16 protein-coding genes are annotated in these 22,499 nt (G+C 60.6%); 8 read left to right on the top strand and 8 right to left on the bottom strand.

Annotated elements, in window-relative coordinates:
* The first annotated feature begins 162 nt into the window (after positions 1 to 162).
* The 7 genes from proV to ACZ9AQ_RS13905 all read left to right on the top strand — a co-directional run bounded on the left by proV (position 163) and on the right by ACZ9AQ_RS13905 (position 5,253).
* Positions 163 to 1,398 carry a glycine betaine/L-proline ABC transporter ATP-binding protein ProV gene (gene proV, locus ACZ9AQ_RS13935; protein ID WP_429203903.1) on the top strand — a complete coding sequence of 412 codons (1,236 nt, stop codon included), beginning with the start codon at positions 163 to 165 and terminating at the stop codon, positions 1,396 to 1,398.
* Positions 1,395 to 2,516, top strand: a complete 1,122-nt coding sequence (proW, locus tag ACZ9AQ_RS13930; RefSeq protein WP_429203901.1) for a glycine betaine/L-proline ABC transporter permease ProW — start codon at positions 1,395 to 1,397, stop codon at positions 2,514 to 2,516. Before proV ends, proW begins: the two co-directional genes overlap by 4 nt.
* A 15-nt stretch (positions 2,517 to 2,531) precedes the next feature.
* Positions 2,532 to 3,581 carry a glycine betaine/L-proline ABC transporter substrate-binding protein ProX gene (proX, locus tag ACZ9AQ_RS13925; RefSeq protein ID WP_429203899.1) on the top strand — a complete coding sequence of 350 codons (1,050 nt, stop codon included), beginning with the start codon at positions 2,532 to 2,534 and terminating at the stop codon, positions 3,579 to 3,581.
* 153 nt (positions 3,582 to 3,734) lie between these two features.
* On the top strand, positions 3,735 to 3,875 hold the full coding sequence (locus ACZ9AQ_RS13920; protein WP_429203897.1) for a hypothetical protein: 141 nt from the start codon (positions 3,735 to 3,737) through the stop codon (positions 3,873 to 3,875).
* A gap of 129 nt (positions 3,876 to 4,004) precedes the next feature.
* Complete coding sequence (locus ACZ9AQ_RS13915) at positions 4,005 to 4,247, top strand: hypothetical protein (RefSeq protein WP_429203896.1); 243 nt, start codon at positions 4,005 to 4,007, stop codon at positions 4,245 to 4,247.
* 206 nt (positions 4,248 to 4,453) lie between these two features.
* On the top strand, positions 4,454 to 4,843 hold the full coding sequence (locus ACZ9AQ_RS13910; protein WP_429203894.1) for a hypothetical protein: 390 nt from the start codon (positions 4,454 to 4,456) through the stop codon (positions 4,841 to 4,843).
* 8 nt (positions 4,844 to 4,851) lie between these two features.
* Positions 4,852 to 5,253, top strand: a complete 402-nt coding sequence (locus ACZ9AQ_RS13905) for a hypothetical protein (protein WP_429203893.1) — start codon at positions 4,852 to 4,854, stop codon at positions 5,251 to 5,253.
* Between the two features lie 159 nt (positions 5,254 to 5,412).
* Here the strand turns inward: ACZ9AQ_RS13905 and ACZ9AQ_RS13900 are convergent, their stop codons facing one another.
* The 7 genes from ACZ9AQ_RS13900 to ACZ9AQ_RS13870 all read right to left on the bottom strand — a co-directional run bounded on the left by ACZ9AQ_RS13900 (position 5,413) and on the right by ACZ9AQ_RS13870 (position 17,251).
* Positions 5,413 to 7,368 carry an ATP-binding protein gene (locus ACZ9AQ_RS13900; RefSeq protein ID WP_429203892.1) on the bottom strand — a complete coding sequence of 652 codons (1,956 nt, stop codon included), beginning with the start codon at positions 7,366 to 7,368 and terminating at the stop codon, positions 5,413 to 5,415.
* Positions 7,369 to 7,582: 214 nt separating this feature from the next.
* The gene (locus ACZ9AQ_RS13895; protein ID WP_429203890.1) at positions 7,583 to 8,002 is read right to left on the bottom strand and encodes a hypothetical protein; all 420 of its coding nucleotides are present in this window, start codon (positions 8,000 to 8,002) and stop codon (positions 7,583 to 7,585) included.
* Between the two features lie 134 nt (positions 8,003 to 8,136).
* Positions 8,137 to 11,655 (bottom strand): type I restriction enzyme subunit R domain-containing protein, encoded by a 3,519-nt coding sequence (locus ACZ9AQ_RS13890; protein WP_429203889.1) that lies wholly within the window; start codon positions 11,653 to 11,655, stop codon positions 8,137 to 8,139.
* Positions 11,656 to 11,662: 7 nt separating this feature from the next.
* The gene (locus tag ACZ9AQ_RS13885) at positions 11,663 to 12,928 is read right to left on the bottom strand and encodes a restriction endonuclease subunit S (protein WP_429203887.1); all 1,266 of its coding nucleotides are present in this window, start codon (positions 12,926 to 12,928) and stop codon (positions 11,663 to 11,665) included.
* Positions 12,925 to 15,027: an HsdM family class I SAM-dependent methyltransferase gene (locus ACZ9AQ_RS13880; protein ID WP_429203886.1), complete on the bottom strand. Its 2,103-nt coding sequence runs from the start codon at positions 15,025 to 15,027 to the stop codon at positions 12,925 to 12,927. The genes ACZ9AQ_RS13885 and ACZ9AQ_RS13880 overlap by 4 nt, the downstream gene beginning before the upstream one ends.
* A 606-nt stretch (positions 15,028 to 15,633) precedes the next feature.
* A complete protein-coding gene (locus ACZ9AQ_RS13875) occupies positions 15,634 to 16,062 on the bottom strand; it encodes a hypothetical protein (RefSeq protein WP_429203884.1) in 429 nt (142 codons plus the stop codon).
* A gap of 229 nt (positions 16,063 to 16,291) precedes the next feature.
* Positions 16,292 to 17,251, bottom strand: coding sequence for a hypothetical protein (locus ACZ9AQ_RS13870; RefSeq protein ID WP_429203883.1), 960 nt, complete (start codon positions 17,249 to 17,251; stop codon positions 16,292 to 16,294).
* Between the two features lie 251 nt (positions 17,252 to 17,502).
* Between ACZ9AQ_RS13870 and ACZ9AQ_RS13865 the strand changes: the two genes are divergently transcribed.
* The gene (locus ACZ9AQ_RS13865; protein ID WP_429203881.1) at positions 17,503 to 21,843 is read left to right on the top strand and encodes a hypothetical protein; all 4,341 of its coding nucleotides are present in this window, start codon (positions 17,503 to 17,505) and stop codon (positions 21,841 to 21,843) included.
* A gap of 387 nt (positions 21,844 to 22,230) precedes the next feature.
* On the opposite strand, the gene ACZ9AQ_RS13860 is transcribed toward ACZ9AQ_RS13865, so the two are convergent.
* Positions 22,231 to 22,464, bottom strand: coding sequence for a hypothetical protein (locus ACZ9AQ_RS13860; RefSeq protein ID WP_429203879.1), 234 nt, complete (start codon positions 22,462 to 22,464; stop codon positions 22,231 to 22,233).
* Positions 22,465 to 22,499: the final 35 nt, after the last annotated feature.

Genomic DNA, 22,499 nt, shown 5'->3' with positions numbered 1-22,499 from the left:
TCATTGTCGTCAGCATCCCCTCGCCGGTCCAGCGTGCCAGTTCCTTGCGCCGCCTGCGCTTGCACGCCATTTGCACCGACGACGGCGCGGGTCCACCCACTCCCATGAGCGCCAATGGCCGCAGGGTTTCATTCATTCGCCCAATCGAAGGAGAACAACAACGTGGCAAAACAAATCATCATCGACCATGTCTTCAAGGTGTACGGCGACCGGCCCGACGACGCGCTGGCGCTGGTGCGCCAGGGCGCCGACAAGCAAGACATCCTGGCCAGGACCGGCTGCACGATCGGCGTGTTCGACGCCACCTTCACCATCGAAGCGGGCGAGATCTTCGTCATCATGGGCTTGTCGGGCTCGGGCAAGTCGACCCTGGTGCGCATGCTCAACCGCCTGGTCGAGCCGACCGACGGCCGCATCCTGGTCGACGGCAACGACATCAACACGCTGCCGGACGCCGAGCTGCGCGCCTTGCGCCGCAAGGACATCAGCATGGTGTTCCAGTCGTTCGCGCTGCTGCCGCATATCACCGTGCTCGACAACACCGCCTTCGGCATGGAGCTGGCCGGCATTCCCAGGGCGGAGCGCCATGCCCAGGCGCGGCAGGCGCTGGAACAGGTCGGCCTGGCGGCCTATGGCGCCAGCTATCCCGACGAGCTGTCCGGCGGCATGCAGCAGCGCGTGGGCCTGGCCAGAGCGCTGGCCAGCGATCCATCGATCCTGCTGATGGACGAGGCGTTTTCGGCGCTCGACCCGATCATGCGCACCGAGATGCAATCCGAGCTACTGCGCCTGCAGCAGATCAAGCGCCGCACCATCGTCTTCATCTCGCACGACCTGGACGAGGCGATGCGCATCGGCGACCGGATCGCCATCATGAAGGATGGGCACGTGGTGCAGGTCGGCACGCCCGAGGAAATCCTGCGCAAGCCCGCCAACGACTACGTGCGCAGTTTCGTGCGCGGCGTCGATGCGGCGGCGGTGTTCAAGGCCGGCGACATCGCCCGCAAGAGCCAGATCGTGGTGTCGGAATCGCCGACCCGCGGCTCGCGCGCGGCGCTGTCGATGCTCGAGGAGCAAGACCGCACCTACGCCTACGTCGTCAATCCGCAGCGCGAATTCCTCGGCCTGGTGTCGGTCGATTCCCTGCGCAGCGCCCTCGACGGCCATTCCGGCCCGCTGGGCCTGGCGCATGCCTTCCTGACGGAAGTGCAGACCATCAAGGCGGACGAGCCCGTCGCCGGGCTGTTCGGCCAGGTGGCGCAACTGCCGTACGCGGTGCCGGTGGTGGCCGATGACGGACGCCTGTGCGGCGCGATCAGCAAGACCACCTTGCTGAAATTCCTCGACCCCGACACGCCCGCCATTCCCGAGGCCCCGACTCAGAAAGGACCAGCATGAGCACCACCGAAAACAGTATCACGGCAGTCCAGCCGGCCGCAGAACAAGCCGCAGGGCAGGCAGCAGAACAGGCCGCCCAGGCCAACCCCTGGCTGCCGACGCCGCCGGGCGACACCTCCTGGCTCGACGCCGCGCCGGCCGTCACGCCCGGGGACGCCGGCAGCGTCGGCCTGGCGCGCATCTTCGATGGCGCGCTGCCGCTGCAATCCTGGATCAACGACGGCCTGGGCTGGGTGGTCGAGCATTTCCGCCCCTTCTTCCAGGCCGTGCGCGCGCCGATCGACGCGACGCTGACCGGTTCCAGCCAGCTGCTGCTGGCCGTGCCCTCGCTCGTCCTGATCGCCATCATTGGCCTCTTGGCATGGCAGTTCACCAGCCGCGCGCTGGCCGTCGGCACCGTGCTGGCGCTGCTGGCGATCGCCATGCTGGGCGTGTGGCCGGAAGCGATGGTCACCCTGTCGCTGGTGCTCACTTCGCTGGTGTTCTGCCTGGTCATCGGATTACCCTTGGGAATCTTCCTGGCCAGCAGCGACCGCGCGCAAAACATCCTGCGCCCGCTGCTCGACGCCATGCAGACGACGCCGGCCTTCGTCTACCTGGTGCCGGTGGTCATGCTGTTTGGTATCGGCAATGCGCCGGGCGTGATCGTCACCATCATCTTCGCCCTGCCGCCGCTGGTGCGCCTGACCAACCTCGGCATTCGCCAGGTACGCCCCGACCTGATCGAAGCAGCGCGCGCCTACGGCGCCTCGCCCTGGCAGCTCTTGACCCGCGTGCAACTGCCGCTGGCCATGCCGTCGCTCATGGCCGGCATCAACCAGTCGCTGATGCTGTCGCTGTCGATGGTGGTGATCGCCTCGATGATCGCGGTCGGCGGCCTCGGCCAGATGGTGTTGCGCGGCATCGGCCGCCTGGACATGGGCCTGGCCACCGTGGGCGGCCTCGGCATCGTCCTGCTGGCCATCATGCTCGACCGCCTGACCCAGGCCATGGGGCAACCGCGCCGCGGCGTGCGCCACTGGTACCAGACCGGTCCGGTCGGCTTCGTCCTGCGCCGCCTCGGCGGCGCCGCGCGCACCGATGCGGACCCGGGCGCCAAGCCCGCCACCGCACAATAATTCGAAAGGAACCCGATGCGTCAAACCGACCACTTCAACGCCACCTATAAAACACGGCGCGCATTCCGCTGGATCTCGACCCTGGTACTTGCCGGGCTCGCCCTGAGCACCGGCATCGCGACGGCGCAAACCCCAGGCGCCAGCCTGCCCGGCAAGGGCGTCAAGGTGCAGGCCCTGCAAGGCCCGCTGGCCGAGGAAACCTTCCAGACCATGCTGGCCAACCGCGCGCTGGAACAGCTGGGCTACGAAACGCAACCGATCAAGGAAGTCGCCTACCCGACCGCGCACGTCGCCGTCGGCAATGGCGACGCGACCTTCCTCGCGGTGCACTGGGACCCGCTGCACCAGGACTATTACGACAATGGCGGCGGCGACGCCAAGCTGCTGCGCACCGGCCAGTATGCCGGCCCGGCCGCGCAGGGCTACCTGATCGACAAGGCCACGGCCGAGAAGTACGACATCACCCAACTCGACCAGCTGCGCGACCCGGGCATCGCCCGGCTGTTCGACCATGACGGCGACGGCAAGGCCGACCTGACCGGTTGCGATCCGGGCTGGGGCTGCGAAGCCATGATCGAACACCATATGGACGGCTATAAACTACGTCCGACGATCAAGCACGTGCAGGGCAGCTATTCGGCGCTGATCGCCGATACGATCGGCCGCTACGGGCGCGGGGAATCCATCCTGTATTACACCTGGACGCCGTACTGGGTCAGCAGCGTGCTTGTTCCCGGCAAGGACGTCGTGTGGCTGCAGGTGCCGCATTCGTCGAATCCGCAAAACGCCAACACCCGCCTGGCCGATGGCAGCGACTATGGATTTTCGGTCAACACCACGCGCTTCGTCGTCAATCGCGCCTGGGCCGAAAAGAATCCGGCAGCGGTCAAGCTGTTCGAGGTCATGCGCCTGCCGATTGCCGACATCAATGCGCAGAACGAACGCGTGCGCAATGGGCAAGGATCGCAGGCGGACATCGCGCGCCATACGGCAGGCTGGATCAAGTTCCACCAAGAACTGTTCGATAGCTGGATTGCACAGGCGAAGGCAGCCGCGAAACCGTAATCCCTGGAAAGGTGGCCCGCTTCTTGCGGCCACCGGCGTTGCGGACGAAAAACTGTCGAGCAACGACGATCTTTGCCGCGGACTGCCGGGTCGATCGGGTTAAAATGGCAAGTCCTGGCCTTCCACGCGCCAAGCCGTACCGATTCAGACCACATGACCACCGCTCCCAAAGAAATCAACGCCGCCGCCATCAAGCACAGCGCGACGGAAAAGCTCACTCCCATGATGCAGCAATACCATGGCGCGACTTTTTTAAGCATCTCTTCAAGAGGCAGCGACACTTTTCTCGCCTAAAAATCGCGAATTCAGTCCCCCTTTGCTCCCCGCGCGGTTTAACGCGTCGACTGACCAACGATTCATGAATCCCTTGCACACTCAACCTTTCCAAGCGGTTTTGCTGCGACTGGACGAAGACAGACAAACTTGCTCGTTGCCTGGGAAGCCATGATCGGCGGAAGCGGAACGCCGTTCTTCCCGCTCGATTTGCTCGCCAGCGGCGCGGTCAAGCGTGGCGTCAGCGCTTCGGCGGCCGTCAAGGTTTTGGTGGAGTCCTGGAACCTGGTGAGCGCCAGGTCGCTGCTGCGCACGGACCTCGACATCGCCTTGATGCTCGCAAACACGTCGTTTGTCGAAAACGCGCATGAGTTCGTGGTCCTGACGACCTGAGGCAAGATCTTACGTTGTCAATCGTGACGAGCCGCCGTTGTCTCGAGGCATGACACTTGCCGAACATGATCTACGGCTAAGCTTGGACTAAAATCTATTCCGACAGGACGGTCGCTCCGCGCGCTACGCGACGGACGGGCCGACTTTCCTACGTATCCGAGACCAACACTCTTGCCTTTTGGGCCCAAAAGAAGGAAGATTAATCCATGGCTGCTGTAAAGACTGTCAACATCGAAGAAGCCTTTGGCGCATATATCTCTCTCCCCGATCGCATCTCTATCTACGTGCCAAGTCAAGATAAACATGGAGCAAAAATTGACAACGCAAAATGGGTTGATCGAACTCTTACCTTGTTGGCTGAGATTAATGGCGGTGCGACTGCCATGCCACCCGTGCAGGGCGCCTGGCTGAACGACGAAGGAAAACTCATCAAAGAGCAACCAGTTGTCGTGTATGCTTTTATTCGTCCAGATGCATTTGAAACCCGCCTCTCTGAAATAGTTGGCCTGGTTAAAGAGATTGGAATCAAAACCAACCAAGGCGAAATGGCTGTCGAGTTCAACAATGAGCTTTTTTTGATTAAGATCGAGCAATAGGAGGCAGTATGAATTCCGAAGTCAAATTTGTCAGTGGTCGTAAGCAAGCTGCTCGGCTTTCCGCCACCCTCTCTTCAACTCGCCGGGTGGACCCCGAACGTGTGCGGGAAGCGTTTGACGGCATCAAAGTCGGAAACGTCCAAGGATTAGACCTATATAGTGTTCGCGAAGCGATTACACGACTCTTGTCGCCGAAAGGTGGGCGCCCGAGCGTGGAAGGTTCAAGCGCCCAAGTCAAAATTCCGCGACTTGACGAAGATTGGAATAAAATTGAGCGGATAGCGCGCGCGGCATCCGGTCTTCCTCATAAGCCTTCAGTCACTCAAACCGCAGCGCTCATACTGCATGTAGCGTTATCCAGCATTCCTGAACACAAACTCGACGAGGAAATGAAAAAAGCTTTTGGCTAAGCTAGTCGCTCGATTCAAATAACTCGGACTGGACTGATTTGTCGCTATGCAAGTGATTGGACTATTTCCCTGTTTTCGTAGCAACGCTTAGGGAAGGCCGGTTTAGGTTTCATTCACTCGTCCGTTCCAATTCGACGAATCCCGATCTCGGCGCTCGAATTAGATTCCATTCGGCGGGCGCAAGCCGAGCGACGCCTGAGAAGCTGTTTGCATAACTTTGGCTGACAAGTCTGCTCCAGACACATCCTCGTATCGGGCTGGGATGCGCTCTTTCAATCGGAAAAGCCGCTTGTTGGCAGAGCGAGTGAGCTGATGGTAAGTGGTAGCTTGGACACGCCCGCGGACGACGCCATCCTCCTTGATCTCCTTCTCCCCCGCCGTCTTGGCCGCGATCTCGTGTCCAACGACGAAAGCCCTGAACATTGGCGTCCCCTCAAGGGCTCCGCTTTCAAGAAAATCCTGGATGTAGCCATCGGCTTGCGTCATCTCATCACGGCCAATCGCAGAGCGCCCTTTCTTTAACTCGATGATCAGCACGCTCTGGATGCGCGTGAGCATGGTGTCCGAGTGATCGAATCCTTCGGTGCCCACGATCGAGCAGGTCGAGTCTTTGAGCACAAGAATGTCCGGACGTTTCTTAGCGTTGATGAAGGCCTGCGCCGGAAGACTCTTGCCAAAGACCTTCTCCGCAGCGGTTTTGAGACTGACGTTTGAAGCGTATTCGCTGCTGTCGAACTCGGGACCGAAAAGCCATCGCGCCTGCGTCACCAGAGGATGCAGCGTGTGCAGCTCGTCGGCCGCTTCGTCCCCAGAAAGTTTTTCGATCGCGGCGATCACCGCCAATCGCTGATCGATCTCGTCGAGGACCGATAGAGCATCATTAACGGTCCACTGGCTCAGCAGCCGATCAAGCCCTTCGACGTCCGACTCGTCAAGTTTGGTGAGCTTGTCGAGCAACGCCGCGCCGCCGCGGGCCTTCTCGATATTGATCAACGCCTGCACCGCTGCTGAGAGCACGTCCTGTGAGACGGTTGGCGTGGCCTTAACTAAATCGCGGGCGAAACTGGCTACTTCGGCGCGGCCTAGGGGTGATAACTCCTTGAAGTCCTCTCGGTTCTTAACCAACGCCTCTTCCGAGCTCTCCTCCACCAGCGTCGCCGAAATCTGGGCAAAAACCTTCTTGGCGTAGTCGCGTGCGGCCTCGAAGAGGGCCTCGACCTTCTTGCTGCTCTTGAATCGAACCCAGTCCTGCTCGACCTCAGGCAGCCAGCCGTCGTCGGCCTTGATGACGATCGAAAACCGTTTGGCGAAGCGCGCTCGCCCATCGATCACAGCCTCCGAGCCGACCACCCAGCTCGGCACGCCGACTAGGCGCCCATTCACCCAGAAAGCGATGCCTTGGTAGAGCGTGTATTTGGCAGTCCGCGACGTGTCGACGACAAAGGCCTCGGCTGGCGGGCAACCGGCAATCCGCAAGTCCTGCTTCTCGATGAGTCCAGTTTGGTCGGCCAACGCAACCGACACGCCATTGACCCGGACAACGAACTGGGGATCGTGAACGAAGCGGCCCGCTAGTAGCCCACGGATGGCGTCGGCGTTGGGCAAGTGTCGCTGGACGATGACAGAGAGCTTGGTCCCATGGCCTTTTCGGAGGAAAGATCCTTCTTTTTCGATCTTAAAGGGATTCTCTTCGCTTTGGGTGCCGATGTCGAAGTTTGCGCCCTTGTCCTCGCGCCATGTCTCCACCGAATACTGGTCGGCGAAGCACAGCAGGCCGTGGCGGCCGACGCCGTTGCGCCCATAGGCCCTGCGGCGCCAGCCGTGGCGCTCTGGCGGGAACTCGACCATGGCGCTTTGGTGCTTGAGGCGGTTGTAGCCCAACTTCATCCAGCGGCCTTTGAACTGGGCGGCACTCATGCCATGCCCATCGTCCTCAACCGTGAGGGCCAGCTCGTTGGTAGGAGGTATCGTCAGATCGACCAGGGAGGCGCCGGCATCCCAAGCGTTGGCCACGAGTTCTGTGAGAGCAACCTCGGGGTCTTGGGCGATGCGCCCTAGCGTGCGGACGAGGTAGTTCTCCTCGAAGAGCGATCCGGTCGCAGCGTCCGCGATCATTTTAGTCCTTGAAGCCATCCCCTCCCCTTTCATGAGTTTGCCGCACCTTACCGCGGAAAAATGTCGCGCTCCCGCTCAAGGCGTCTGCGTGTTCACGCAATGCAAAGTCGTCCGGACAGCTAAATTTCGAGCGCTGCTCGACGGCCGAATGGGCTCATCGCCGCAAACGCCGCTCGCAAGCGCGCGCTGCCCGCTGGTTGAACGCCTCTCCGTTTCACTCGGGCAGCTTCTTCGCCTGACTCCCAGCCTTTGGTAAAGACAGGGTTTTGTCGCCGAGTTTAAGTTTCGCTGCCTTCACGACGACCACCGCCGGCATTGTAGCGGCTGGCTGGGCAGGGTTCGAGTTGATGCCGGCGGCCACAACCGCAGCTCTGACGTCGGCCAAACGGCCGTCAGGCACTTTGCCAAAACCGCGAAACATCGCGACCGGGCCATATGACGGTTTGAACCACTCGACAGTGAATGGGAGCCACACAAAGCGGGAACAATCAAAGCGCGTCTGCTCATCAAGCGAGTTGCCTCCCTCGCCTTTATCCAACTCAAACTCATGCGACATCAAGACAGGCCCCGACTTCGCGGTGGTTGCCTGTCCGGTGCCGTAGATTAGACCGATCTTGGGGTGGTCTTCGAGCATGTGCATATTCACCGCGACGACGAATACCGGCCTGAATTTCGGGCCAGGAGAGTGAGGTGCATGGTCGTAGGGGAACCAGCATCCGACAAGTTGTCCCTTTTGAGGAACCGGACCAGGCATGCGCACAGACATGCTCATATCCAATCCGTCGCGCTGGCGTTCGCCGGAGCGAACTTCATGCGGAGCGCGGCGGCGGTCTCGAGGGACAGCGGACCACCCTCGTAGTCGACATCGAAATTAGCCTGGGGGCCAAGCGAGCTACCGTAGGTCGCGATCCATTCCTCGTAATCAGCCATGACGAGCTCCGAGCGCTTTAGGATCGGCATCAAGAATGACTTCCTATCCGGGTGCGTGTAGATTTCCGGCTCGGTGTTGGCCGCATCGAGAAGCTCGGAGAACTTCCCGAACCGCTCCTCCCACGGGTAGTCGACGCCGCTTGCGGCCATCGCCAAGATCATCTTGCGATGGATTCCCTTGTTTCGTGATTGGCCGACCCGGTCCATCGCTTTGAACAAGGCTGCCAGGAACGCCTTTAGTTTTGCGATCAGGGCGAGCTTCTGCTGCTCTGTGAGCTGCAGCGCGGTGAGCATTTCGAGGGCGTCAGCGACGGCCTTCGGCGAGCGCGGCTCCGCCGACGAACCGGGCTTCTTACGCTCCCTCTTCTCCTGCTCTTCGGGCAGCTCGTCGAGGCCCCAGCCGTCGGCCTCCTCGACCATGTCGACATCGAAGACGGCAGCAACCCTCCCGTCGACTTCCTTCGCCTTCGCGCGAAGGTGGACGAGGACCTGCTCAGCGAAGGCCGCCTTGTTATCATCGTTATGCTTGGCAAGCTCTGCTCGCGCGAAATCCAGGATGCCCCGTAGGCGCATTCGTGCGGCCAGCCAGGCTCCGGCGGCCTTTTTGAGAAGCTCAGCGCGTGGCAGGTCTTTCGCGACGAGCCCGTCGAGAAAGTCCGACAGCGCGGTGGCCGTCTGTAGCTTCGTCGCCGGGGTCGTGGACTTCCACTTCTTCCAATGGGCGTCGATATCCGCGTCCTTGAAGAACGCGCAGTAGGCAGCGTCCATCTTTGCCATGAGATCCATCGCGTCCAAATCCGACACCGTGATTCCACCGTATTTGGCGAACACCTTCGGAAGGTTCTTCGAGACCACGCCGTCGCGCGAGAAATCGATGATCAGGCAGTCGTTTTTCCACTTGCGCACGCGATTGACGCGGCATGCAGTCTGGAACAGCAGCACGTCATCCATTCCGCGGTCGATGAAGATGGTATGCAGCGTCGGCTCGTCGAAGCCGGTCAGCAGCTTGTCAACCACGACGAGGACCGAGTTGCGCACCTTGAGCCCTGGCTCGGACTCGATCCCCTTGCGCCGAAAGTCGTCGATGATCTCCTGCTGCGACCTGCCCCCGTTCTTCTCCATGCACGAGGGCTCGCCCTGCTTGTCGGTGTAGAGGACGAGGACAGGGATCTTCCTTAGCGTCTCCGCGAGCTCGGCGAAGCGCGGATCAGAGGCCAAGGCGACGAGCTCCTCCTTGATCAGATCCTGGTAGGCGATCGCAGCCTTGATCGAGTGGGCGGCGAACATGGCCTTGCCCTCGCCTAGAGCCCGGCCGCCAGGCGGCCGGATCGCCATGATCGTTTTGGCGGCGATGATCAGCGCCGCCTGCTTGGCCACGAGGCGCTGCCGGCTCGGGTTTTCGTAGATCTCGTCGGCGTTCGGCGCGCGCACCTTATCGTCGTCGGCGAGCTTCGCGACAGTCTGCGCGATCTTGTAGTCGATATGATCCCCGAAGCGCAGAACGTTCTGGATCGGGTTGAGGATGACCTTCTCCTTGATCGCCTGCGACATCGTGTAGGCGAAGAAGGGGGCCCATCGGATGTCATCGCCCGGGGCCTTTGGAGATCGAAATTCTCCGATGCGCGCGAGGATATCATCCTTCGGCGTCGCCGTGAGACCAATAATGAGATTGCGCTTCGCGCCGGCAGGACGCAGCGTTCCCCACTCGTCGAAGAGCTCGATAGTTGCATCGTGGAGGACGCCGTTCTGGCTGCGGTGGACCTCGTCGATCACGATCGCGACGCGCTTTGAGCGCAGAAGCTCGGAAAGCTTCGAGTCGTCGGCAGCCACACGTTTCATCGACGGGAACTTCTGGATGTTGACCACGACAACGCGAGCGGCCCCCTCCAGAGCGCCGCGAAGGTCGGTGAAGGACTCTGCCTCCATAACGAGGCTCTTGGTCGCCCGGAGACGAGCCGCTTCCTCTGCGACGTTCTTGCGCAGGTCCGTTCGGTCAGTGAGCAGGATGACACAATCAAACAGCGGCGCGGCAGCTGGGCTCCGCGGGTCCGCCATGTCGGCCAAGGCCTGCGCCGACCAGACGATGACGTTTGTCTTGCCCAGGCCTGCCGCACCTTGCAGCAGGATCGAGTGTGAGTCCGCGCCGTTGCGGTGGAGCGAGGCTTTGGTCAGGATCTCCTGCATCTTCGCGGGGTCGAGTCCCGGCAGGTCCCGCTCGACGCGCGCGCGGATGTCGTCGGGACTGAACTTGGGCTTCTCCTCACTCGCGTATAGTTCCGCAACGCGCCGCATAGCTTGGTGCAGCATCGCGCGCTGAGCGGGGCGCGGTCGCAGGATCTCGTTGCCGGTGGTTGTGCGGCTCGATCGAACCTGGTTGAAGAAAAAGATCTCCCGGTCAATTCCGTCGGTGGGGTCGAACAACGAGGCAAGGTGGTCGGCAAGCGCAGCGCTGGGGGTCTTGTCCCGAATCTCAGCTGCAGGCGCAAACGACGCGATCAACTTGGCCGGGATGGAGGAGTCGAGGGCCGCCCGGTCGTCCCGCTCGATCGCGTCATCGACGTCGGCAAGCAGCCATTCGAGGTCTTGGACCAACATCAACGAGCCCATGTCCGAGCACGTAATGTGGACTGCCTTCTCATACAGGCAAATCTGTTGCCTAATCCGGTTGCGCTCGGAGGCCTGAAGCGAGCGGTTTCGGAACCCAGGCCATTTGCCCCCGGCATGCTCCCAACGCGCGCGCGCCTCGAGAAGCGCGGCCTTGGCGGCCTCAACCGCATTGTGAGCAATCTTCTTGCGGCCGTGGGTGCGCGCCGTTTGCCCTGTCTGCGCCGTCTTGAGCTCAGAGTAGGCGAAGTAGATGCCGTTCACGAAGAACACAACGTCGGGGCGGCGCGTGACGTCCTTACCCGTAATGGGGAACAGGCGTTGAAAGGTCGCCTCGGGGATTACCCGCAACGCGTTCTTCGCAAACAGAGCGACGGAATCGCCTGCCGCTCCAGCTCGTGGGGCCTCATTCCAGAGGGTGAACGCGAACGCCCCTCTGAACTTCACTTCCTCGCGCAGCACGAAAGCGGCGTTCGGCGCGCTTTCGAGCGCGGGCAGAAGGGCCTCGTCCACGAAAGCTGCTGCGCATGCCTCGTCGGAGTCGAACTGCTTACGAGCCTGCACAAATGCGGACGCGTTACGCGGATTGCCGTCGCGGATGAAGGCGAGAACGTCCTCCATGACAACCCAGCGCTCGGCGTTAACGTCGCCCGGCTTGCCAAGAATCCAACCCAGTTGGCCTGGGCCGTGGTCAGTGAGAAATGGCAGGACGATCCCATTTTGAAAATCACTCTCTTTGATTCTTGGATTCATCACATCCTCACTTTGACGTGGCCATCTCGGGCGAGGGCGCGGATGCAGAGATAGAGCTCGCCGACGCCAACCGCCCCGTCACTGATTCGAAGACGAGCGCCCTCCTCTGCTCGGACAAGGCAGTAAGTAGATCGTCAATGACCTCGATCTCCAAGTCGACGATGGCAATGCGACTGTCGATCTCCGAGGCAATGCGCCGCTGCTCGGGAACATCCGGATAAGGAATCACCATTTCCTTAAACTCATCCCAATACAGGCGAAGGCGAAAGTCCGTGATGCCACGAGAGCGCCGACGCATTTCCTCGATCGCGCGTGGCGACCGAAGTAGATGCTCGACGAATTCCGGCGAAACGTTCCTTCGCGGGCGCGCCACGACATAGGCGGGGCTGACCAGGCCTTCGACCTTAGCGACACCAAAGCCGCCTTGCCAGGCGCGCATTTGGTTGTATACGACGTCGCCTGGAATCACTCGCTTGTATACGCCGCGATCCTCGCTGCGACTGACTTTCCGCTCGAGAGCGTCGTCGTCGAGCTCCTTATCCGAGATGCCTGAATGAATCGACACGCTGAGGACAGGCAGGTCCGTGAAGCCGAAATCGCACGCCTCCCGAAACAAGTTCCCGAGGCGCTCCACGCGCCATGACGCGGGCAAGTTGATATGCCAAGGTTCAGAAGAAGCCGCACGCACTCCCGGCACAGTGGTTCCGAACGTCCACTCCTCGCGCACCGAGGCCTTCAAATCCCGAAGCAGCGCTTTCTTGCCATTTAGCGCCTCCATGCGCTGATCGATCAACGCGCACTCGCGATCGAGGAAGTCCGCAATCGCCCTGCGCACTGGGCGCCCAGGCATCGCGATGGGCATTGAGAGAAATGTCTCTCGTTGAAGCTCCGTCTGCTTCGTGGCACCTAACGCGCAAAGGCTATTGATCGTCTCGTAGTGGCCGACCACCCACCAATACAGGAAGCGCGCATCGTCTCTATCGCGGCAGCGAACGATCGAGACGTGGGAATCGCAGTAACCGCTCGCAGTGGTCAATGCGCATTTGCCTAGGACACCCTCGCCCGTCGATGCGACCAGCAGGTCGCCTGCTTTGAACCGGCCCTTTGGGCCAGCAAGCGGCTTGCACTCTCGCATACGGCTCTGCTCTATGCGATAGCCGGAGATAGTGCCCTGGTTCGCAATCCAGAATCCAGTGCCTTCCTCGTAATCAGGGTGGGCTCCGCGCGCCATCGAGACTACGAGTGTCTTGATCTGCTCAAGAGGCCAGCTCATTCGCCTGCCCCCAGCGCTGCCTCGAACTGACGCTCAAGCTCCACCATCTTGCGATTGAGGCCAGAGATCTCCGCAAGGACGTCCTTCGTCGAACGCGCCCCACTCAGACGTGGAAATGCCTTGTTGAAGTTGATTTCGCTACCCAGTGTGACTTTCGTGATAGTTCCCGGCTCGCGCATCCACCGGGTGAGGTAGTCCTGCACGACCTTCTGGTTCTCGGCTTCATCGGTCCGATACTCGACATGCTCTACGTCGCGCTGCATCAGCGGCTCGAGCGAGGCGTTGACTCGGCACCGATCAACCTTTTTCACTTTGCCCACTTTCGCCTTGACCGCAAGCTTCCCGAGTCCAAGCTCGATGGATTTGCCTGCCTTTGTGGCTACGACCTCGCCGGTAGAGACATCCCAGACCCAGCTGCCCTCCGTGGTGCTCACCCCAATGCGCGATGCGTTCTTCACGCGCTCGTTGAAGTTGGCTGCCAATTCCTTGGGAGAAAGTTCGGGCGCACCCGTCGGAGCACGAAGCTCGCCTTCGGCCACTTGGAACTCTACTTCGTCGATGTGGATTGCCATGGAGTCCCGGCCGAGGTCGAGCAGATCCTGCACTGCGCGCCCGTCCTCATCGTGACGGTGCACCAAAAGCTCCACTTTATTGTATAGCAACTGGTCGACGGTCAACACCTTGCTGATCGGCCCGTCTTCAAAGTTTCTGAGCGCCTCGACGATTCGGGCCCGGTTAGTTGCGTCCACTTCGCAGTTCTTCTTGTTCAAGTTTCGCTTCAGCTTAACGCAGCACCTCTCAGCGTTGATCAAGAGGACCCTGCCTTTGCGAGCGGCCGGCTTGTGTTTGTTCAATACCCAAACGTAGGTAGAGATTTCCGTGTTGAAAAATTCGTTCTTGGGAAGCTGGATGATTGACTCTACGATATCGAGCTCTTTCATCAACCAGCGACGCGTCTCTGACTCGCCTCCGCCCGCATCGCCGGAGAACAGCGTCGATCCGTTATGGACGATTGTCGCCACGCCGCGCTCTGCCAAGTGAAAAGCAGCGTGCTGAAGAAATAGCAGCTGGCCGTCTGACACGGGCGGTAGCCGCTTTTTCGCGAAGCGCCCCGTAGCATCGGCCTCTACGGTCGCCTTGAAGTCCTTCCAGTCGCTACCATAGGGCGGATTGGCTTGGATGACGTCGAAGCGCTCGGAGAGGAAGTGGTCGTGCGTCAGCGTGTTGCCGTGCGCTATGGTCGCGTCCTCGCGAAAACGCGCCTCGATGGCGGCGAGCGCGTAGAGCGCGTCGTTTAGCTCCTGGCCGAAGGTCTGGACCGACAGCTCTGGAAACTCCTGACGCAGCGCGTCCTCGCCCCCGAACAAGAAGTTGCCGCCGCCGCAGGTCATGTCATAACACTTCGCGATGCCATCGGGCGCGTGCCCGCCCCGCTTGCGCATCTCGACCACGAGCGTGTTGCACAGGTCGATAACGTCGCTCGGGGTATATTGCTCACCCGCGGTCTCCGCCGAGATGTCGCCCCACTTGCGTTTGATGTGCTCTTCCATGGTCGTGACCTCCGAGTTGCTGAACGGAGTGAGGTCGATCGCAGCCCACTTCTGGGCGAACGCGAAGAGCAGACTGTTGGGCCGAGCGAAGAGGTCGGCGGCCTTACCCTGTATATCGAGGTATTTGGGGTCGCTCTCCGCGTAGCCCAAACCAAGCAGCTTTTTCGTTTCAGGATCGTATTGGTCAAGGTGCGCCATAAGGCGGGCGCGGAAATTGCCTCCTGGCACCGCGCAGGTCTCGCGCAACCCCTTATCGAGCAACAACAGCTCGGGGTGATAGCCCTTGTTGACAGCCTTTGCGGCTGCTTCGAGCCAGTCGCGGTGGTCCTTGTTGGCTGGATCAAACTTGACCTTCATAGCCTTCTCGAACTCCGCAACCTTTTCGGCCTTGAAGCGGCGCAGTCTTGACTCCAGCAGCATGAGCGCGAAGAAAGGCATCATGTAGCTCGGAAACTCGCTTTCCTTGACGCCAGCCGCCCGCAACGTATCGGCAGTGCGCCAAATGGTTTCTGCATGCGCGAGCAACGCCGCGCCGATCTTCTGTGCCATGTGTCCTCTTCAGTCCTTCTTAGTTCGATGCACGGCGCTCGGTTCGGTCGGCATCGCCGCATCCTCACCCGCTACCGGGGGCCAGCCCAAACCCTCCGCTTGGCAGTGCTTCCTAATGAGCCACTCGAGCGTGTTTGCCATGCTCCGGCCCTCCCTATCGGCGATGAGGGCCAATGCCGCCTTCGACGCTGGGTCGAATCGGAATGTGGTCGGCTGATTTTTGGGATTCTTGGTCGGCATGGCTTCGTCGTGCACTACACCCGAGCTACATTACCAGCCTATTCCCCAAAGTCAATAGCTCTTCAGCGATTTCATGCGTTTTAGGTCCACGAAAACCACCTTGGCTTATCCGGCGGCCTAAGTGAATCCGTGGGAAGCCGTCGCGTCGGTTCGGCCGCAACTTCACCTTCCTGGCTTCGCCTCGTATGCGGCGACCCACTCGGCGTGCTCCTTCAACGCCTTATGCTGATGCTCGATGCCGAGCATGTAACGGGCCATGGACTCGGCGCGCTCGATCGGACTGTTGCGCATCGCCCCCCCCCCCGATGACGATGTCGCGGCTCGGCATGGTTTGGCGCTTTGAGAGAGAGAGATCGTTTGCCAACACTACAGCGTGTCCGTGCGATTTTTGATTGAACGCGGTGGCGAAACATTCGGGGTCTTGCTGGCGCGAGCAATCTGGCTGGACTCGTGGATCGCTAGCAGCCGAGCCGGCGCGGGAGCGATGACTTCGTAAGACATGTCCGCCCTCTTGAATCCTCTCGGTGAGCATGCACCGAACTTCGCTGCCAGAGACACCAACCACTCGCCCTGGCCATCCTCGCGGCCTGCTGGGTAGAACGAGACCTTCACTGTGAAGTCGCCGCTGTTGATCTGCCGTCGCATGGCGGCCGCGGAGGAGGAGACACGCTTTTCAGTCTCGGCGCCGCAGTCCAAATAACTGACGCCGGCCAGCTTTTTGCAGCAGATGAACTCCTCACCATGCTTGACGAGAAGGAGCGCAATTTCTTTGGCAGGCAGAGTGAGCGCATTCATCAAAGCCTCGCGTTTTTACGAAAAGCGACCGTCGCGGCGGCCGCATGTCCAAATTTGATGACGAGACGCCCTCGCAGCATTTTCCGTCCCGCTCTTGAACGCGCCGCATTGCGAGCTCGGCCAAGCCGATCCCGTGTTTTCTCGCGATGGCGGCGATCAAAATGGTTGGGGCCAACTGGACCGCCATGCCCACGCTCAGCGGGCAAGCTCTCGATCACTCGGCAGTCGGTCAAATGGAACCCGCGCGGCGGGCATCCGACGCCTCCATTTCGGAGAGCGAGGATTCCAAAGCGAATTTTGTTTTCAGCGCATCGAGCCCGGCGTCGGTCAAGAATGGAGCCAGCCGAGCATGCCAGCCCGGCCCAGGCCCAACCTCGCGACGCACAAGCTCCATAAAAGCTTTCATCTCGGCGCCTTCGTCGTCCCAAGTGAATTCCGCACTTTTCGAGCCGTAAGTCTTGTCGAACGGGTTGCCGCCCTCGCACAAGCATTTGATCGCCTCCTCAATCCCAAAGACGTAGCCTACATACCTTCCGGCGATGAACGAAGCTTCCCAGTCTTTTTGCTTAGACAGCAGAGGATCGGTGAGTGAGGGAAGATCCGTTGCGGCGCCATTGGCTTGGGCCTCATGGAATTTCTCGACCAGCTGCCTGACCCTGGCGTCCACCGAAAACTGGATCTCGAAACCGGTAACTCGGCGCTCGCCTTGCCAAATCGGGCCGAAGCTAAGTTTCCAACGGCTCGCGCCACCCCGCCTGGCATCTTCGCATTTCGCATTCTTGATGCGGCCCCACTTCGACCCGATGAGCTTGGCGGCGGCTTTCGCGGTGTCCAGCCCTCGCAGTTTGGTGCCTGGGTCACCCGAAAGCAGTGTCGTGATCCCAGAAAACTCGTAACCTCGCAGAGCCACAAACTCGACAAGCGCGCGACTCCATCGATCGGGGCTCTCCGCCATCGGGGGAAGAGCTTTGAGACCGCGCGAGCGCGCCGCCTCTTCGATCACCAGCGACACTGGACGCGCCCCACGACTCTTCGCCAAATCACGCAACCTAGTCGCCCCGTCAATCCAAAAGGCGTCATAGTCCGCCTTGGCTTTTAGCGCGCCCATCGCCGCCTCCGCGTCCCCTTCTACGATCGACTTCGCTAGGGCCAAAGTGGCCAGTTCTTTCGCGCTCGCCTTTTTGTTCATCCGTCCGCCTTGTTTTGGTGTGTCTGAGCTCGTTCGCTGCCCCCGTGCAAGCAGCACGATCCAACTGGCGCCCGTCAACAGCGCGAACGTAGGCGCGCAGGGTCGACAATGCGCACCGCATATAAACAAGTCCGTGCAATCCCGATGACAAACTATAAACCAAAAAGTTCATATTTAAGCAGCGACGCTCCTCCTTGGCGGCGCAAGCGCGCGGTTTATAATCGGCGAACCATCAGCACAATGAAGCCTTCATGAAATTCATCGCCCTGGCGCGCAAGTTCATCGAGTGGAGCAGCGAAGCGCAACCCGACCCGGAACCTTGGCAACAAGTCGGCGCCGCTGGGGGCTGGCTGACCTGGGACCAAATTTTGCAGTCGAAACGAACCGTGATTTTGGCCGAAGGCGGGTCCGGCAAATCGACCGAGTTCACCGAGCGCGACCGCGCTCTCAACGCGCAAGGAAAATTCAGTTTCCATTTGACCGTCAAGAAAGTTGGCTCGGGAGGCTTTGAGAACTCGCTCCCGCCCAGGCAGCGCTTGCGGTTCGCGCAGTGGCGCGCTTCGGATGAGCCGGCATGGATTTTTGTCGACTCTGTCGACGAAGCCAAAAACGCTGGCGTTCCCTTAGCGGACGCGCTCGTCCATATCGCCGACGCCATTGAAGGCGCAGAGGCGCGCGCGCACGTCATCTTCTCGGGAAGGCCCACCGACTGGGAGTATCGACATGACTTGGATGCCGTCATGGCGTTGTTGCCGCCGCCCGCGCCCCCCTCGGCGCCCGAGGCGATCGACTTCGATCAGCTCGTGATCAACGCGATCGAGCGGGAGCGAAAGCAGCCCGCCCCTCCCGAGAGCGCGGCGCTCATTGCCATCATGGCGCCGCTAGACAACCCTCAGGTTGAAGCGTTCGCTCGCGCGAAGGAAATCGATAACGTTTCCGAGTTTCTCAAAGGCTTGGAGGATGCCCACTTGTGGCCCTTCGCTCGCCGCCCATCCGACTTGGACTGGCTTTCGAAGTATTGGCGAGGGCATGGCAAGTTCGCCAGCTTTGAGCGAATGTTGAAGGCGAACCTGAACGAACGGTTGACCGAGGCGGACCCTGCCCGCGCGCGAGGCTCTCGCCTGGACCTTGACAGCGCCATGCGGGCGTTGGAGCGCGTCGGAGCGGCCATGGTTTTGGGCCGCAAGCGGGATGTAGAAATCGACGACAGTGGAAATGGGGGAGTGCCCAGCGATGGACTGCGCTTGGGCGACGCGCTCTCGGACGTCGCACCTGCTTTGCAAAAAGAGTTGCTGAGCGCCGCGATTTTCATTCCGGCTTCGGCTGGCTTGGCCCGTCTGCAAAACGACAACGATGGAATCGTCAGATCCTACTTGGCCGCCCGATGGCTGCGGCGCATGTTGAAGCAAAACTGCCCGTGGAGCGCCGCGCGCGACCTGCTGTTTGCGCAAACCTACGGCGTGCCCACCGTGAAGCCTTCGATGGCGGCCGTCGCGGCTTGGCTCGCGATTTGGGAACCGCGCGCAGCCGAAGAGCTTATCAAGCGCCAACCCTTTGCTCTTATCGAGCATGGAGATCCTTCGAGCTTGCCGGTGTCGGCGCGGCGTTCAGCCCTGCGCGCCATCTTCGCCATCCTGGGCGGTGAGTCGCCGATTGCATTCTTGCATCATGAAGGCCTGATGCGGTTTGCGACCTTGGACATGCAGGAAGATATCAAAGAGCTTTGGGCCGAGCTTGAACACTCTTCGGAGTCCGAGACTCAACGCCAGTTCCTGTTGCGGCTTATCGCCGAAGGTAGGTTGCGCGATTGCGCGCTCATCGCGTTCGAAGCTGGCGTGGCCGCTCGCGCCGACCCCATCACGCGCGCGCTTGCCGTCCGCGCCATCGCCGAGGCGGGCGACGATGCCCTGCGCGCCAGCTATGGGGAATTTTTGCGCCGCGAAGCCCACGCGCTCGACCCAGATTTGGTCTGGAGCGCGTTTCGTCTTCTGTTCCCAGTGGCCTTGACGGTGGACGATCTCTTGGCCTTCCTGCCCCAGCTGAGCGACGACGAGCGAGTGGCCGGCCAAGGCCTCGATTTTTATGGCCCACGACTGGCTCAGCGAATCAACGACCTTTCAGGAGCCAAGAAGCTTCTTCTCGCTCTGTTTGCGAGACTTCCGCAAACGGCCCAGGCCGTCGCGTCCGTGGACCACGAGAGCATGGCGCACTTGACGCCGACGATCGCTACCCTAGCCATGCGGGTGTTGGACTTGGACAGCGCGCTGGAGCCCGACGTCTCGGCCATCGACGCCTCGCTGCGGCTGACTGCTCTCACTTGGCGGCATGGATGGCGGGAGGAAGCTTTGACGACGCTGGCCGAGCGGCTGCGTTCGACTCCTGAGCGCCGCCGCGCCACGATCTGGCGTCTATGCGAAACGCATTTGACGCTTGAGGCTGCGTTGGCCGAACCCCTGAGCGACCTGCGCCAGCTTCATGTGGCTAGATTCGATCCCGGCGTTGGCTTGGCCGATCTGGATTGGCTCACGCGTGACATCCAGTCGCGTTTGCACTCCAACGAGAAATTGCTAGCAGTCCATTTAGCGATGTCGGTTTGGTTTCAAAATAACAAACCCGACTGGGCTCTTCATGACATATTGAATGCGGCCGGCTCATCGGGCGAACTCGTGAGCGCCATTGAAACCTGGGTCGAGCCGCCGCCGCCCTCACCTGAGCAGCTTCGAATGGAAGAAAGCCATGCGCGTTACGAGGCCGAGAGCCGCGAGCGCGAAGCGGAGCGCAAGGCCTCCTGGGTTTCTTTTGCCGCGCGCGTTCGCGACGACCCGGCGCAGCTCGACTCGCCGCGTCCACCCGACGAGAAAGGAGTCGACTCCAACCTTTACCACATCTGGCAACTGCTCGATGGGCTCAGCCGCAACTCGCAGGGCCGGTCAATGTCTGACGTGAAGTTGCTGGAGCCGATTTTTGGACCCCGAGCTCTGTCCAATATTCAACGCGCCTTCATTCGCTACTGGCGACTTGGAGCGCCAAAGTTGCGATGCGAGCGTCAACCCGAGGACTTCAACGCCGTGACCGCCATGGAGCTCATCGGCCTGGTCGGCGTCTCGATAGAAGCGGCGAGCGATCCCACCTGGCCTCGCGGACTCACGGACAACGAGGCCGCGCTGGCGACGATTTACGCCACGTTAGAATTCAACCGCTTTCCGAAGTGGTTTAATGCGTTAGCGCGGCGCGCGCCGGGACCGGTCCGCGCCACGCTGCGGCGCGCGTTCGCCGGCGAATTGAGCCAAGCATTTGTCGGCGATCGTCGCGAAGTTTTGGAGCGCATCGCGAGCTCGTCTGACGAGATCGCCGCGCTGGTCGCTGACGATTTGATCTCCATTCTTCATGCGCCAATTCCACCAGCTTTGGACCTGTTGCGCCTCGCTCTGCGCATCGTCCGCCGCGGCGCCTCCGATCAGCTATCGCTCCTCGCACTCGTTCTGTCGAAGGCTTGCGAATCCGGCGAGCCCGACCGCCTGGCCGCTTATCTCGCGTGCGCGTTCGCCATCAACGGCGACGCCGCCACCGACGCGCTGGTTGAGATTTCTCGCCAACTGAGTTCGGCTGACCAAGCCCGACTCGGACTCTCCCTGATTCCCTCCATTGTCGGCACCGATTGGGACTTCGGCCGTGAGAACGATCGAGAGCCTGCGCTGTCCACCGAGAGCTTGGCGAAGCTGACGCGTTTCGCGTTCCAAGCGGTGCATCCTGCCGAGGACAACGACAGGTCAAATGGCGGGGTCTACTCACCCGACATTCGGGACAATGCTCAAAGCGCGTGCTCGGCGTTGTTGAAGCGGCTAGCGGCGACGCCGGGAGCGGCCACGTTCCACGCGCTGCGTCAATTGGCAGCTGATCGTGAATTCCCGGTTCGCAAAAACTGGCTGCATGAGCTTGGCCAGACTCGCGCCGAAGAGGATTCCGAAAGCGCTCCCTGGACGGCGCGCGACGTCAAAGCTTTCGAGGATGATTTCGACACGATTCCACGAAGCTCCCAGGACCTGCAACGCGTCGCGATGGGTCGCATTGAGGATTTGCAGCATCGCCTGCTTCACGCGGATTTTGGTTTGGGTGTCCAGTTCAAAGCCTTAAAGAGCGAGGTTGAGGTGCAGCGTTGGGTGGCCGGCGAGCTGCAAGCAAAACAAGGACGCAGTTTCACACTGGAGCGAGAGGCGCATGTGGCCGAAGAGAAGGAGCCCGATATCCGCCTCAGCAGCAAGGGCAGCGACGCGCGTCTGCCAATCGAAATCAAGGTGGCTGAGAGCTGGAGCTTGGGAGACCTTGAAAAAGCCTTGACCGTTCAATTGATGGGCAGATACCTTCGCGACAGAAACGCGCGGTGGGGGATTCTTCTCTTGGTCCACCAGAATAAGCCCAAGTTGGGATGGAAAGGCGGGCCAGGACAGTTTTTGACGTTTGACGAAACCGTCGCGCGCGTGCGGGCGCTGGCAGCGGCTATCTCCGCATTGGATAGCTCTGGGGCGCAAATGCAGGTAGGGGTAATCGATGTGTCGGCAGTCGAACTGGCGCGCCGCAAGAGCAAGACTTAGTCCTAAGCTTTCGTCCGCCGAAGGTTGTTCGCAGGGTGAGCCAGTTTGGCTCACCATGGCTTACCTATTGCAGGCTCATTAAATAAAAGCTGTGGGGCCAACCCGAGTCATTAACGCGTTGAGTTTAGGGAAACGACACTGTGAGTTGAGCGAATCGCGTAAGCGCAGGCGCGAATCAAGCTCCCATGGTGCGCTTGCTGGGCACTGGCGATACCTCAGGCTCAGCGGCAACGAACATCCTCAAGGGGAACAAATAACTTTCGCCAGACTCGTCTACGATCCGCACACGCCCGCGCTGCTCCGCTTTCCTGTCTGGAATCGATTCATATTCTTGGCCCACCTCAAGGGAAAAGCTATAGCCTTGATTGGCAATGCACTTTAACTTTGTCATAAATATTCCTTGATCTTCATCTCCACTTTGCCGATACCATGGGCTTCATACCAATGTATCTCTGCCAACGCTGGGGCGCAACCTTGCTCTCTGATGAGCGCCTGCCCTTTCTTCTTCTTCCAGTTCTTTCCGGAGTAAAACTTCTTTAGACGAACGAGACACCGAATGCCGCCACCTTCGGCAATGGTCTCGATGTTGGTGATCGGGCCCACCACTTCGAAGTCTGACAAATTTCACTCGCTTTCCAAAGCAAAACACACACACA

It is taken from the genome of Massilia sp. UYP34, from assembly GCF_056279385.1.
Note: the sequence above shows the minus strand (reverse complement) of the source record. Positions and strands in the feature narration are given on the sequence as shown.